The organism is Roseinatronobacter ekhonensis (assembly GCF_900499075.1).
Lineage (GTDB): Bacteria > Pseudomonadota > Alphaproteobacteria > Rhodobacterales > Rhodobacteraceae > Roseinatronobacter > Roseinatronobacter ekhonensis.
The window spans coordinates 1-13772 of the sequence record NZ_UIHC01000059.1; the positions used below are offsets into that span (position 1 = coordinate 1).

The window sequence follows — 13772 nt, forward strand, 5'->3', positions numbered from 1 at the left end:
TGGCGGAGCGGACGCGACCTCCGTCGAACCTTATCCGGCCCGTAAGATATTGATGTTATTTTATTATCTATTTCGGCGCCGAATATTGCCGTCTCTTCCTCATCAAGCTCGGCAATGATGCAGTTTGCGGTGGAGCCCCCTCCATCAACATGGACATCGACACCATCAGCTTGGCACAGGTAGTGGCCGTTAAAGGAGAATTTGCATCGACCTCATCTCTATCGCCCAACATGTCTCCTCCAGCCAATCGATTTGACTTGCTGCGCCCTTGGAGATAAGAATCTTTTATCCGTTGGGGTGCCGTAAAGGCTGAGAGGCGAAAGCCGACCCATCGAACCTGATCCGGGTCATGCCGGCGTAGGGAACGGAGCAAAGCTGTGGCAATCGCAGCTTTTCATATACCGTATCCCCACGCTTTTGGCCCTTGTTTTGAATGGGGGCTTGTGTGGCTTTTCAGGCGTTGACGATTGCAGGATCCGACAGTGGCGGGGGCGCCGGGATTCAGGCCGACCTCAAGACCTTCAGTGCTTTGGGCGTCTATGGCGCCAGCGTCCTGACCGCGATCACTGCGCAGAACACCCGAGCTGTCACTGCGGTGGCGGCGGTGGCTCCGGCGATGATCCGGGCCCAGATGGACGCGGTCTTTGACGATCTGGTGATCGGAGCAATCAAGGTCGGAATGCTGGGCGAGCCGGATGCGATTGACGCCGTCGCCGATGGTCTGGCCGGGTACGCGGCACCGGTCGTTCTTGATCCTGTGATGGTGGCGAAATCTGGCGACCCCCTCTTGTCCGATGATGCGGTCTCAGTACTGCGCGCACGTATGCTGCCGCTCGCCGACCTGCTGACCCCGAACCTGCCCGAGGCGGCGCGATTGCTCGACACGCCCGAGGCTGTGAACGAACCCTCCATGCTGGAACAGGGCTGTGCGCTCCTGGCACTGGGCCCGCGGGCGGTGCTAATGAAAGGGGGCCATGGCGACGGGGCGCATTGTGTCGATCTGCTGGTCACGCCCGAGGCCGTGTTACGGCTGTCGGCGCAACGGCACGCCACGCGCAACACTCATGGCACCGGCTGCACCCTGTCGGCGGCTATCGCGGCCGGGCTGGCGCGCGGTGCGCCCCTGCCTGAGGCGGTGCGCGACGCCCATGCCTATCTGCAAGGCGCCATAGCCGCGGCAGACCGATTGAACATTGGTGGTGGACATGGCCCGGTCCACCATTTCCATGCGGTCTGGCCCGATGAGTGATGTTACCATTATCGGCGCGGGGGTCGCTGGCCTTTGGGCGGCGCGGTCCTGTCTGGCACGCGGCCTGACCCCCCGGCTGATCGACCGGGCCGGGCCGCCGGGGCCGCACGGCTGTTCGTGGTGGGCTGGCGGGATGCTGGCCCCCGATTGCGAAGGTGCCACGGCCGAGCTGCCGGTGGTTGTCCACGGGCGTGAAGCGGCCGATCTCTGGGCAGACGTGACCCGCGTGACCAGAAATGGCACACTTGTCCTCGCGCCAGAGCGGGACAGGCGCGAGCTGGACCGATTTGCCGCGCGGACCGACGGCAAAACCGCCTGCGATGCGGCTGCGATTGCGGCGCTTGAACCCGATCTTTCGGGACAGCACCGGCGCGGGCTGTTCTTTGCCGCAGAGGCGCATCTGGATCCCCGACTGGCACTGTCTGATCTGGCGCGAACACTTTTGGATGCCGGTGTCGTTGTCGAAATCGGCGAGGCCGAGCCTGCAACCCTGAGCGGCCCGGTGATCGATTGCCGTGGCTTGGCAGCAGCGGATGATTTGCCGGGGCTACGCGGCGTGCGGGGCGAAATGATCGTGTTGCACTCGGACGAAATTGCCTTGTCGCGGCCCATTCGCCTGCTGCATCCACGCCATCCGCTATATGTGGTGCCGCGCGCGGATGGATTGTTCATGCTGGGTGCAACGCAGATCGAAAGTTCTGCGCGAGGCAGGGTGACGGCGCGCTCGGCGCTGGAGCTATTGTCAGCCGCCTATGCGTTGGACCCGCGCTTTGCCGAGGCCGAAATCGTCGAAATGGGTGCTGATCTGCGCCCTGCCTTTGCCGACCATGTGCCGCGCGTGCTCCGCAGGGGGCGTATTTTGCACCTGAACGGGTTGTTCCGGCACGGCTTTCTGATGGCACCGGCGCTGGCGGAACAAGCCGCCGAATACCTTTTAACTGGCAAGACCGGGGATCTGTTTGATGAAGATTGAAGTGAATGGCGAACAGCGCGATGTCGCCGCGACGAATGTGGGCGAGGCGCTTGCTGAACTGGGTTTGGGAGAGGCGCGGGTCGCAACGGCACTGAACGGCACCTTCGTATCTGCGGCAGCGCGCGACGGCACCGCCCTGTCGCCCGCTGATCGGCTTGAGGTTTTGACAGCGATGCAGGGGGGCTGAGCCATGCGCGATTTCTATGGCGAAACCCTGAAAACGCCAATGATGCTGGGCACGGCGCGCTTTCCTTCGCCAGCGGTGATGGAGGCTGCATTCCGCGAAAGCGGCGCATCGGTCGCAACGGTATCGCTGCGGCGCGAACGCGGTGCGGGTCAAGCGTTCTGGGACATGGTGCGCGGCCTTGGTGTGCATCTGCTTCCGAACACTGCCGGCTGCCATTCTGCGCGCGAGGCGATCACCACCGCCCAGATGGCGCGCGAATATTTCCAGACCGACTGGATCAAGCTCGAGGTGATCGGCAATGCCGACACGCTGCAACCCGATCCTTTCGGCCTTCTGGAGGCCGCCGAGGTCTTGTGCGCCGATGGGTTCAAGGTGTTCCCCTATACCACCGAAGACCAGGTGTTGGCCGCAAGGCTGGTTGATGCGGGCTGCCGGGTGCTGATGCCCTGGGGCGCGCCCATTGGATCGGGGATGGGGCTGAACAACATTCACGGGTTGCGCACCCTGCGCGCGGCCTTTCCCGATGTGGCCATGGTGATCGACGCGGGTCTTGGCCTGCCCAGCCATGCGGCGCAGGCGATGGAGCTGGGGTATGACGCGATCCTGCTGAACACCGCCGTGGCCGAGGCGGATGATCCGGCCGCCATGGCGCGCGCCTTTGCCATGGCCGTGCAGGCGGGCGCGCTGGCGGCCACATCCGGGCCGATGGGCATGCGCGACATGGCCGTACCTTCAACCCCCCTCATTGGAAAGGCATGGCTATGACACTGCCCCGCTTTTACCCCGTTTTCGACAGCGCCGATTGGGTGGTGCGGGCCGTTCCCCTTGGGGTGCGGCTTGTGCAGTTGCGCATCAAGGGGCAGCCCGATGAGATCCTGCGCGCCGAAATTTCCACAGCACTGGCCTGTTGCCGTCACTATGGCGCGGCGCTGGTAATCAACGATCACTGGCAACTGGCGATTGAGCTGGACGCCGACTGGCTGCACTTGGGACAAGAGGATCTGGACACCGCCGATATCGCTGCAATTCGCCACGCAGGCCTGAAGCTTGGGGTTTCGACCCATGACCATGCGGAACTGGACCGCGCTGTGACACTGGCCCCTGAGTATATCGCCTTGGGCCCGGTCTATCCGACCATTCTGAAGCAGATGAAATGGACCGAACAGGGCCTTGATCGGCTGACCGAATGGAAATCCCTAGTTGGAGATATCCCGCTGTGCGCCATCGGTGGCATGTCGGTGGAACGCGCGCCGGGTGCCTTTGCCGCAGGGGCCGATACGGTGGCGGCGGTGACGGATATCACCCTGAACGCCGACCCTGATGCCCGGATACAGGCCTGGCTGAAGGCAACAGCATGAACCGCTATGCCAGACAGATTGCCCTGCCGGAGGTGGGCGCAAAAGGCCAAGCGCGCTTGCGCACAGCCCATGTTCTGGTGGCCGGAGCGGGTGGCCTTGGCGTGCCGGTGTTGCAATATCTCGCAGGCGCCGGGGTTGGCACGATCACCCTGATTGACGGCGACGAGGTGACTGAGAGCAACCTGCACCGTCAGCCGCTATATCGGATGCAGGACATCGGCCGTCCCAAGGCACAGGCTGCCGCCGCAGCGCTGGCCGCGCTCAACCCCGATGTCGCCATGCGCCCGCTGGTCGAATGGCTGACCCCCGCCAATGCGCCCGCTCTGGTCGACCAGGTCGATGTGGTTCTGGATTGCGCCGACACATTTGCCGCCAGCTTTACGCTATCGGACGCCGCTTTTGTTGCTGACAAACCCTTGATTTCCGCCTCGGCCCTTGGTCTTTCGGGCTATGTGGGGGCTTTTGTGCCACGGCGCCATCGTTGCGCGCCATTTTCCCCGATCTGCCGCGCAGTGCCGCAACATGTGCAACCGCCGGGGTGCTGGGGCCCGTGGTGGCCATGATCGGAGCCATGCAGGCTCAAATGGCATTGGCGATTTTGCTGGATATGGTGCCTTCGCCCCTGGGCCAGATGATGATATTGGACGCCGCAAGCTGGCGCATGTCAGGCTTTCGCTTTGACAGCGCGCCGGAGCCTGACACCCCCGCAGCCTTCATCGCCACCAGCCAGATCACGCCCGAGGATCTGGTAATCGACCTGCGCAGCGAGGTTCCCGCCCCCTTCCGCGCAACCGCCCTCCATATCCCGCCCGAAGGTTTGCCCGATCTGGCCTTGCCTCCCCACGGCACACGGATCGTCCTGGCCTGCCGCACCGGCCTGCGCGCCCATCACGCCTGTACCGCTCTGCGCAGCCGTTGGGCAGGTGATATCGCGCTGCTGGCGCTGCCCGATCCTTGATCCCAAACCCTGAACCGGAGACACCAATGAAACACCTTCTTGCCACGGCCGCCCTTTCCCTGATGGTCACCCCCGCTTTTGCCCAAGACAAAATGACCGTGATGCTGGATTGGTTCATCAACCCCGATCACGGACCGATTATCCTGGCTGAAGAACTGGGGTACTTCGCAGAAGCGGGGCTTGAGGTGGAGCTGGTCACCCCCGCCGATCCCAACGATCCCCCGCGCATGGTTGCGGCGGGGCGGGTTGATCTTGCGGTGTCCTATCAACCCGAACTGCATCTGAACCGGCGCGAAGGGCTGGACCTGGTGCGCGTCGGCACGCTGATCGAAACGCCGCTGACCTGTCTTGTGGTGCGCGCCGACGGACCGGTGCAATCGGTTGCCGATCTGGCAGGACGCAAAGTGGGCTTTGCCGTGGCCGGTGTGCAGGAAATGCTGTTGTCGGCCATGTTGGCCCATAACGGCGTGTCCGGCGATGATGTCGAACAGATCAACATCGGCTGGTCGATCTCGCCTGCTTTGATGTCGGGTCAAGTGGATGGCGTCATAGGCGCGTTTCGCAATTTCGAACTGAACCAGATGGACATTGAAGGCGTTGAAGGGCGCTGTTTCTACCCCGAGGCCGAAGGCGTGCCATCTTATGATGAGTTGATCTATGTCGCCCGGGCCGAGGATTTGAACCGCGATATGATTGCCCGGTTCCTGCTCGCTACCGAACGCGCCACGGCCGACATCCTGAACGATCCCGAAGGTGCCGGTGAGATATTCTTCGCTACCAGCGCCGAGTTGCGCAACGAACTGAACACACGAGCCTGGGGCGATACCTGGCCGCGCTTTGCCACCCGCCCCGCTGCCGTGGACCATGGCCGTTACACGCGGTTCGAAGCTTTTCTGGTCGCCCAGGGTGCTGTCGATGCAGCTATTGCCGCCGCTGATCTGGTGGTCGACGTGACAGCCGAGCCCGCGCAATGACAGCACCGGACTATGGCCGCGCTTTCACGCTTTGGCGTGCGGGCGCGGGGCAGGATTGGGACCGCTATACGCATCACGCCTTTGTCGAAGGCTTGCGCGACGGATCGCTGCCGCAAGACAGCTATCTGCATTATCTGCGGCAGGATTATGTTTTCCTGATTCATTTTGCGCGCGCATGGGCGCTGGCGGCTGCCAAAGCCGATACGCTGGATGAAATGGCAGCGGCCAGCGCCACGGTGCACGCGTTGGTACATGTGGAAATGCCGCTGCACGTGGAAACCTGCGCCGCCCACGGCATTGACCGCGCCACGCTGGAGACAACGCCCGAAGCGGCGGCGAACCTTGCTTATACACGCTATGTGCTCGAGGCGGGATATTCCGGCGACTTTCTGGACCTGATGGCGGCGCTGGCCCCTTGCGTGCTGGGTTACGGCGAAATTGGCGCGCGGTTGAAAGACGTTACCGGACCCTACGGCGATTGGTGCGCCACCTATGGCGGGCCGGAGTATCAGGCCCTGTGCCGGGATGTTGGCGCGCTGATCGACGGAGCGATTTTGCGACGCCTTGGGCCGGGCTGGGCCGATCTGCCGCGCGCGGTGACTTTACAGGCGCGGTTTGCCACTGCCACAAGGCTTGAGATCGGGTTCTGGGACATGGCCCGCGACCCGTCAGCGATGTGAGCGCACCATCCATCCATATGGCCGGATCGCTTAAGGCGGGGGATACCCTCTTGATCGACAGCCTCGATCTGACCTTGCCCGCCGGTCGGTGGAGCGCGCTTTTGGGGCCGTCCGGCGTGGGCAAGACATCCTTGCTGCGGTTGATCGCGGGGTTGCCTTGCGCGGCACACCTGAAAGGGCGGCTCAAGGCCGGGGACGGTGCGCCCATCGCTCCGCGCGTGGCGATGATGGCGCAGGATGACCAGCTTCTGCCATGGGCCTGCGCGCTGGACAATGTTACCATCTGTGCGCGCCTGCGTGGCGAACCTGCACAGACGGAGCGCGCGGCAGCTTTGCTGGCGCGGGTAGGCCTTGGTGGTCTGGAGAGGCGCAAACCCGCAAACCTTTCGGCCGGTCAACGCCAGCGCGTCGCCCTTGCGCGCACTCTTTACGAAGATCGCGCGGTTGTCCTGCTGGACGAGCCATTCTCGGCGCTGGACGCGATGACGCGCCACACAGTGCAGGATTTGGCGGCTGGGCTTTTGGCTGGGCGCACCGTGGTGCTTATCACCCATGATCCGGCCGAGGCGATCCGGCTGGCCGATGTTGCATGGATCCTCACGCGGGCGGGCATCGCGCCCTGCATTCTGCCGCCCACCATGCCCCCCCGTGCGCCCGAGGCCGCAGCCACCATCTCTGCGCAGGCCGCGTTGTTGAAGCGGATGCGCCTGCTTGCCGCACAGGGGGCAGGATGATGCTGCATGCAATGTCTGGCCTGTGGCGCGGCTGCCTTGTTTTGTTGGTGGCGCTGGCAATCTGGCAGGCGGTCGTGAGCCTGACGGGCGTGCCGCGCTTTATCCTGCCGGGGCCTACACTGGTGGCGCAGGCCCTGTGGGACAACGCAGCATTGATCTGGGAGAACGCCCTGTGGTCAGCCGGCAACCTGAGCCTTGGTCTCGCCGTCGGCATATTTCTGGGGGTCGAGACCGCACTGCTGCTGGCCCTGTCGCGGCGCGCGCGGTGGCTGCTGCGCCCCATGCTGGTGGTGGCCCAAGCGGTGCCTGTATTTGCTCTGGCGCCCGTGATCACGCTGTGGCTTGGCTATGGCATGCCGTCCAAGATCGTGACGATCGCGCTTGTCACCTATTTTCCGATTGCCTCGGCGCTGTTTGACCGGCTGATGGCGCTGCCTCCAGGCCTGGCCGATCTGTCGCGCCTGTCGGGCGCCGGTCGCTGGCGCGAGACACTGCTGCTGCGCCTTCCCTATGCGGTACCAGGGCTGCTTTCGGGGCTGCGGTTGGCGGTGGTCTATGGCCCGCTGGCGGTGCTCATCGGGGAATGGGTTGGGTCGTCTCAGGGGCTTGGCCATCTGATGTTGATGGCGAACGGTCGGGGCCAGACCGCCCTTATGTTTGCAGCTCTGATCGTGCTCGCTTGCCTTTCACTGTGCCTCTGGGTCACGGTCGAAGTACTTTCCCGGTGGTCGTCAAAGCGGCTTTCGTATGCCTGACGCGTGCCTATGAAACGGTAGCAATCCCATCAAGAAAAGCTGCGATCCTGTCTGCACCCGCTTCCAGCCATCAATTCGCGCATAGGCCGTCACAGCGATGCCCGCGAGCGCTGGTTCAATGATCCGGCGGCCACCCACGCCGCTTTGGTGGCATCCAGCAGGGCAGATGTTTGACGGCTGGTCTTAATCCCGTCGACGTCACAGGAAACTCTCCGGCACCAGATCGCGCTTGCGCATTATCTCGCGTAGCCGTTCGAAACCGCGTTCGCGCAACTGGCGCACGCGTTCCTTCGAGATACCATAGACCGACCCCAGAGCATCCAGCGTCGCAGGTGGGTCGTTTAGCTGAGTGGCCACGACTATGTTGCGCTCTCGATCAGGCAAATCGGTAAGCGCCTCGACAAGCGTGCGACGCAATACCTCCGTGTCCAGACGGTGCAGGGATGCCGGATCGTCAAGACTTTCCGGATCGACCAGCAGCGCCAGGCGATCTTCTCCCTGGTCATCGAGGACCGGGACATTCAGGGAGTAATCCCTGCCAGTGATCTGAGCGCGCAGATCAGCCAAACGGTCGATAGTGACACCGTTTTCAACGGCAATTCTTGCGTCTGCCTCGGCCCGGTCGATCTGCGGATCAGCCTTCATCGCGACGTCAAGGCGTGCGATCTGCGCGGCCGCCGAACGCGACTGAGCGGAATTCGGACGCCGGACAATCGACAAGGTGGTGCGCTTGTATTCCTGAATTTCGGCGCGGATCCACCAGACAGCATAGGTCGCAAAGCGAAACCCCCGGTCTGGATCAAAGCGGTCGGCCGCCTTCAGAAGTCCGATATTGGCCTGCTGCACCAGATCGGGGTCTGCCTCCTGGGAGGCTGGCGAAAACCTTTTGGCCTTTGCCGCGGCCATGGGGGCGAAGGCGCGCATCAACGTGTCGCGCGCGTGCGCGTCGCCATGGTCTTGCCAAGCGCGCACCAGATCGCGCTCTTCCTTTGCCGACAGCATGTTCGCGCTGCGCGCGTGGCGGCTATGGGTTCCCCAATTCGGAGCATGTTTGTTCATCACGACGACTCATTTAAATTCGAATCGAAACTAGTCTCTCACCACCACTCTTGTCAAAGTGGTTTCGCTTCGCTACCAAATAGACATGATCAACCAATATCAAACGCCAAACCGCATCGCCGAACTGCTCGTCCATGTCGGCCGCGCGGCGCGTAGCGAGGCCCGCAACGAAAATCCGCGATCCAGCCTGACAGCAGCGCAATAGACCTGCCTGCGGTTCTTCGCACGGGCCAATGGCAGTACCCGCACGCCCTCGGGCTTCGCAAGTTTTCAGGCGACTACGCGCGGCACCGCATCACAGATCGTTAAGACCCTCGAACGCCGCGGCCTGATCACCGGTCAACGCTCCGACCGGGATCGGCGCAGCGTTCGCTTTGACCTGACGGCAATGGGCCTCGAGACGCTGGTGCATGACCCGCTCAGCGATCTGATCGGTGTGATCGGCCAGCTTCAGGAGGACGAGCGCGACCGCTTCCTGCAAACGCTGTCGCGCATGACGTCTGCGCTTGCAGGGCTGAGGGATGTGCCAGCCTTCGGCACATGCCAGGACTGCAGCCATTTTACGCCCGCGAATGACAGCGGCTATTGCGCCTGCATGGCGGCCGAGCTGGCCGCGGAGGAGATCGACCAGCTATGCGCAAGCTACCAGGGTCCCGCGCGCGGGATACAGACCGAGGGAGAACGCGATGACCGCGCCTGACACACGTGCCGCGCCCCGCATGATCGCGATCAGCAGCGGCAAGGGCGGAGTGGGAAAATCCACTGTCACAGCCAACATTGCCGTGGCCATGGCCCAGGCTGGGCTCGCTGTGGGCATCGTCGATGCCGATATCTACGGCCCCTCCATCCCCGGAATGCTGGGGATCGCAGGTGACAAGCCCGCCATGACGCCCGAAGGCAAGGTGATCCCGGCCGAGGCGCACGGCGTCAAGGTCATCTCCATGGCGATGCTGAGCGACGACGACAAGCCCGCGATCCTGCGCGGGCCGATGGTGACGAAATACCTGCAGATGTTCGTCCGGCAGGTGGACTGGGGCGCGCTGGACGTGCTGCTTCTCGACCTGCCGCCGGGCACAGGCGACATTCAGTTGACGCTGGCTCAGGCCTTCCCGCTGGCAGGCGCCGTGGTCGTGAGCACGCCGCAAGACGTCAGCCTCAAGATCGCGAGGCGCGGCCTGCGCATGATGGAGCAGGTCAACGTGCCGATCCTTGGCATCGTCGAGAACATGAGCGGCTTCACCTGCCCGTCATGCGGAACCCTCACGCATATCTTTCATGAGGGCGGCGGCGAGGCGATCGCGCAGGAACTGGCGGTGCCCTTTCTCGGCAAGGTGCCGCTTGACCCTGCCGTGGTCGATTGCGGTGATGACGGCATCCCGCTCGTCACGGCCGCACCGGGCAGCCCAGCCGCCATGGCCTACGCCCAGATCGCGGCGACGCTGGCGCGCGCGGGAGGCGACATGGGCGGTATCGCCACCCCCTTCGCCTGGACGCTGGCCGACGGCACCGGAAAGCCCGCACCGGCTCTGGCACCGCCTACGCCGGACGGGCCGACCGACCGTCTGCGGGCGCTTGATGACGATGCGGCGGGGCTCGCGTTGTGCTGGGCCGACGGGTATGAGCAGCATCTTTCGCCGCGCGATCTGCGCCTTGCCTGCGCTTGCGCGCAATGTCGCGAAGAGATGACAGGTGCACAGCTCTTGATCCCTGACAGAGTGCCTCTCGACATCCGGATCACGCGGATCTGGAGTGTCGGAAACTATGCCCTCGGCATGGCTTTCAGCGATGGCCATGACACCGGCATTTATACGTTCAAATCTCTGCGCACGATGCGTAGCACGGAGTTGGAAGATGTCTGAACAAACCCACCGCCGCATCCGCGCGCAGGCCTCGGCGCGCGATGCCGATGTCATGTCTTTCGTTCTGGACAGCCCAGTGCAGGAAGGACGTTCCGGACGATTGGAAAAGACGCATGACGCCCCGTTGGCGCGCGTGCTTTTTGCCGTCGCGGGTGTAAGACGGGTCGAGGTGGCCGAGGCCACGATCCTGGTGCAAAAGGACGCGCAAACCGATTGGGCGCTGCTGAAGCCAACCATCGCCGCGGCGATCCGGCAGGTGCTTGACGCCACGGACGCGCCGCTTGGCTCCAACACCGCCCCTGATGCCGCCCTTCTGCGTGCGGTCGAGGAGTTGCTGGAACGACAGGTCAATCCGTCCATCGCGTCCCATGGCGGTCATATCTCAGTCGAACGCGTTGCGGGCGGCTCGGTCTATCTGCGCATGTCCGGCGGCTGTCAGGGCTGTGCCGCGTCCTCCGCCACCTTGCGACAGGGTGTGGAACAAATGCTGCGCGCAGCACTTCCGCAGATCCGCGAGATCGTGGACGTGACCGATCATGCAGCGGGCAGCAATCCGTTCTACGCACGGGACGACGGGGGGTCCTACGCGCAGAACGACGGTCCGTCGCCCGTTCTGAACCGTCCGCTGCCACCAGGTGTGATCGGTTGGGACGATGGAGAGATTCTCGTCGATCCCGCCTACCTGGCGCCACGGCTTGGGCTGACGCCGCAGACGCTGCGCGAGGGGCTGCAAACCGGCGACGTCGTCGGTGTGACAGAAACTGGCGAGGGTGCCGACGCGGGCAAGACCCGGATCATTCTGCGCAGCACGGCGCGGGCCTGGGCCGCCGAAGTGATGACCGATGGATCGGCGCGGGAAATTCCGCCCCCCCGCGAGATCGGGGCGGCCGCTGACCGCGCGCAAAACCTTGCAGACCGCGTGCGCGCGCATCTTGCGGCGCTTTCCACCGATGACGCGCCTGTCACTTATGGCGCGCTTGCGCGGGCACTTGGGCTTTGGACGCCCGGTTCGGTGGGCCGTGTCACTCGCGCGCTGGAGGCAACAATGCGCGAAGACGCCGCTGCCGGTCGCCCCTTCATCGCGGCCCGCGCTGTCAGTCGTGGCCGCGAGGATCTTCCGGGCAAAGGGTTCTTCGATCTGGCCGGCGCCCTGTCTCGCGGGCCTCAGGACGGCGAAAGCGAGAGCGACTACCACCTCCGTGAAATCAGCCGTCTCGACCATCCGCATTCAGAGCACACAGATGTCGTGCAACGCGACAAGACCCAACGCGCATGAAATAGCCGCGTAAGTTTCGAACAAACAAGCCTTTCGGAAAGCCGGATTGGTTAAGCCTCCTTCGACGCTGTTTCCAAACGTGAAGCGGCAGCTTGTATAGCGGGATAGCGTTTCCGCCATCTGTTCTGGGTTCGCCACAGGCTCTAACGGGGGTTTGGCACCCCATGTGAGCAGTAGTCCCATCTCAACGGCACGCGGCTGCCTGCTCCCGCATGACCCCATAATCGCCCATCATCTCGATGACGGCTAATCCGTCTGGCATTAGCGCCAATTCCTCAGCCGTGCGCACTTGGAACTCCTGACTGTATTCTACGGTCGGTGGGCATGCCGCTGCACTGCCATTTTCAAAACCCACCCCCACGCAACCGGTCAACCAGATCGTCGCGATTACGAGGACGACGAGCCGCCGCTTCCAGCATCCGGCGTTGTACGTCATTGGCTTTCTCCGTGGTTGCGAGACGTTCCGCGAGCCGCCCGACGCGCTCTCCGGCGCGGCGGATCGACAGCAGGAACAGCAGGATGGCAAGGGCAACAGCGCCGTACCGCAGGGCCGCTCGCCCAAATGGACTGGCCGATATGCCGCCCAGCAAGGCGGTAATCATCGCTGCGCCCTGCGCCAGTCATCGAGCCGCGCATAGATCGTAACGGCGATGCCCCCAAGCGCCACGGCGATGAACACCCAGCGGAGCGTATCGAGGTATGGCACCAGCGGCAGAACCGCGGGTTGGGTCACGGCTAGTACGTTCTGCGCCACCTCGACCCCGGCTGCGCCCAGCGTCGCTACTCCGGCCGCACCGCCGCCTTTCATGGTGCGACTTTGCGCCAGCACCTCGCGCGCGAGCTGCATGTCCTCGGCGAAGGCAATGGCCCGAACCGGAAAACGATGCCCCCACTGCCGTGCCGGGCCGAGATCGACATGGATGAAGCCCGAGCGCCGGTAGAAACCAAACCCGAGGAAGCCGACCGCGCGTGCCGCTGCCTCGAACGCGACCGGGTCGTGGTTCGACATAGCGATGTCGAAAGCTTCGCCATCCATGTGCTTGGAACGCGTCGCGCCGCCGACGGCGCGGTTGTGTTCCGGGCTGCGATAGGCAGAACGAACGATCAGAGGTTTGCCGAGCCAGTCGCGGAGCGCCTGGAGCTTGTCGAGCGCCGGGGCATTGATCAGCAGCTTACCGGTCCCGCGGCAGGCGATTTCGGCGGGCGAAAAGTTGGGCCAGCGCCGAGCGCTTTCCGGCACATCGCGCCAATGGTCGTAAAAGTTCGTGGTCATGTTGTCCTCCAGAAACGGAAGAACCCGCCATCAGGGCGGGTTCGGGTGAGCGGGTGGCTTGTTGAGGCGTGTGGCTACGCCCCGCCGCCGAAGATCTTCAGCTTGATCGCGATCCCGGCCAGTAGAGCCAGCATCACGCCGGTTGTGATCATGCGGACGGCGGTTTGCATGGCGGTGCGGCGCACCAGCCGAATGCCATCCAATAGAGAGACCGAAGATCCCGGATATCGAGCGCGGCTTCTTCGCCATCGAGACCCACGTCGGCCAGCGCCCGTTTCGCGCCTTTCTCGGCCGCACGTGCCAGGATCGCCTCGAACTCGGCATCCGGCATGCGCACGAAGCCCTCGTATTGGGGTGGTGTCATCGGATCATCCTCCCACCGCTCAGCCGACCTTGCAGCCCCAGAAGGACGTGTGATCGGCGGCGAAGTAGCCGTC

At 63.8% G+C, this 13772-nt stretch carries 16 protein-coding genes, 1 pseudogene and 1 riboswitch; of the genes and pseudogenes, 13 read left to right on the forward strand and 4 right to left on the reverse strand.

Going from position 1 to position 13772, the window contains the following annotated elements:
• Positions 1-283: 283 nt before the first annotated feature.
• Positions 284-381, forward strand: a riboswitch (TPP riboswitch).
• Between the two features lie 52 nt (positions 382-433).
• The 10 genes and pseudogenes from thiD (at position 434) to ROE7235_RS16805 (ending at position 7868) form a co-directional block, all read left to right on the forward strand.
• Positions 434-1249, forward strand: coding sequence for a bifunctional hydroxymethylpyrimidine kinase/phosphomethylpyrimidine kinase (gene thiD, locus ROE7235_RS16760; protein WP_183073556.1), 816 nt, complete (start codon positions 434-436; stop codon positions 1247-1249).
• Positions 1242-2222 carry an FAD-dependent oxidoreductase gene (locus tag ROE7235_RS16765; RefSeq protein ID WP_085880419.1) on the forward strand — a complete coding sequence of 327 codons (981 nt, stop codon included), beginning with the start codon at positions 1242-1244 and terminating at the stop codon, positions 2220-2222. Before thiD ends, ROE7235_RS16765 begins: the two co-directional genes overlap by 8 nt.
• Entirely contained in the window at positions 2212-2409 is a 198-nt protein-coding gene (thiS, locus tag ROE7235_RS16770; RefSeq protein ID WP_085880420.1) for a sulfur carrier protein ThiS, read from the forward strand. Before ROE7235_RS16765 ends, thiS begins: the two co-directional genes overlap by 11 nt.
• 3 nt (positions 2410-2412) lie before the next feature.
• Positions 2413-3174: a thiazole synthase gene (locus tag ROE7235_RS16775; protein ID WP_085880421.1), complete on the forward strand. Its 762-nt coding sequence runs from the start codon at positions 2413-2415 to the stop codon at positions 3172-3174.
• The gene (locus ROE7235_RS16780) at positions 3171-3767 is read left to right on the forward strand and encodes a thiamine phosphate synthase (RefSeq protein ID WP_085880422.1); all 597 of its coding nucleotides are present in this window, start codon (positions 3171-3173) and stop codon (positions 3765-3767) included. Before ROE7235_RS16775 ends, ROE7235_RS16780 begins: the two co-directional genes overlap by 4 nt.
• Positions 3764-4725 (forward strand): annotated as a pseudogene (locus ROE7235_RS16785) (ThiF family adenylyltransferase). Before ROE7235_RS16780 ends, ROE7235_RS16785 begins: the two are co-directional and overlap by 4 nt.
• A gap of 26 nt (positions 4726-4751) precedes the next feature.
• Entirely contained in the window at positions 4752-5699 is a 948-nt protein-coding gene (locus tag ROE7235_RS16790) for an ABC transporter substrate-binding protein (RefSeq protein WP_085880424.1), read from the forward strand.
• Positions 5696-6379: a TenA family protein gene (locus ROE7235_RS16795; protein ID WP_085880425.1), complete on the forward strand. Its 684-nt coding sequence runs from the start codon at positions 5696-5698 to the stop codon at positions 6377-6379. The genes ROE7235_RS16790 and ROE7235_RS16795 overlap by 4 nt, the downstream gene beginning before the upstream one ends.
• A gap of 50 nt (positions 6380-6429) precedes the next feature.
• Positions 6430-7113, forward strand: a complete 684-nt coding sequence (locus tag ROE7235_RS16800; RefSeq protein ID WP_234992299.1) for an ABC transporter ATP-binding protein — start codon at positions 6430-6432, stop codon at positions 7111-7113.
• Positions 7110-7868, forward strand: coding sequence for an ABC transporter permease (locus ROE7235_RS16805; protein ID WP_085880427.1), 759 nt, complete (start codon positions 7110-7112; stop codon positions 7866-7868). Before ROE7235_RS16800 ends, ROE7235_RS16805 begins: the two co-directional genes overlap by 4 nt.
• 198 nt (positions 7869-8066) lie before the next feature.
• Here the strand turns inward: ROE7235_RS16805 and ROE7235_RS16810 are convergent, their stop codons facing one another.
• Complete coding sequence (locus ROE7235_RS16810) at positions 8067-8927, reverse strand: sigma-70 family RNA polymerase sigma factor (protein ID WP_085880428.1); 861 nt, start codon at positions 8925-8927, stop codon at positions 8067-8069.
• A 211-nt stretch (positions 8928-9138) separates the two neighbouring features.
• On the opposite strand from ROE7235_RS16810, the gene ROE7235_RS21145 reads away from it, so the two are divergent.
• From ROE7235_RS21145 to ROE7235_RS16825, 3 genes are read left to right on the forward strand one after another with little or no spacing between them, the layout of a single operon-like run.
• Positions 9139-9627 carry a MarR family transcriptional regulator gene (locus tag ROE7235_RS21145; RefSeq protein ID WP_121096707.1) on the forward strand — a complete coding sequence of 163 codons (489 nt, stop codon included), beginning with the start codon at positions 9139-9141 and terminating at the stop codon, positions 9625-9627.
• Positions 9614-10786 carry an MRP-like and DUF971 domain-containing protein gene (locus tag ROE7235_RS20845; protein ID WP_085880430.1) on the forward strand — a complete coding sequence of 391 codons (1173 nt, stop codon included), beginning with the start codon at positions 9614-9616 and terminating at the stop codon, positions 10784-10786. The genes ROE7235_RS21145 and ROE7235_RS20845 overlap by 14 nt, the downstream gene beginning before the upstream one ends.
• Entirely contained in the window at positions 10779-12062 is a 1284-nt protein-coding gene (locus ROE7235_RS16825) for a DUF6522 family protein (protein WP_085880431.1), read from the forward strand. Before ROE7235_RS20845 ends, ROE7235_RS16825 begins: the two co-directional genes overlap by 8 nt.
• A 344-nt stretch (positions 12063-12406) precedes the next feature.
• On the opposite strand, the gene ROE7235_RS16835 is transcribed toward ROE7235_RS16825, so the two are convergent.
• The 3 genes from ROE7235_RS16835 to ROE7235_RS16845 form a co-directional block, all read right to left on the reverse strand.
• Positions 12407-12664, reverse strand: coding sequence for a hypothetical protein (locus ROE7235_RS16835; protein WP_085880433.1), 258 nt, complete (start codon positions 12662-12664; stop codon positions 12407-12409).
• Complete coding sequence (locus tag ROE7235_RS16840; RefSeq protein ID WP_089280094.1) at positions 12661-13335, reverse strand: YcbK family protein; 675 nt, start codon at positions 13333-13335, stop codon at positions 12661-12663. The genes ROE7235_RS16835 and ROE7235_RS16840 overlap by 4 nt, the downstream gene beginning before the upstream one ends.
• A gap of 148 nt (positions 13336-13483) precedes the next feature.
• A complete protein-coding gene (locus tag ROE7235_RS16845; protein WP_234992301.1) occupies positions 13484-13699 on the reverse strand; it encodes a DUF6127 family protein in 216 nt (71 codons plus the stop codon).
• Positions 13700-13772 lie beyond the last annotated feature (73 nt).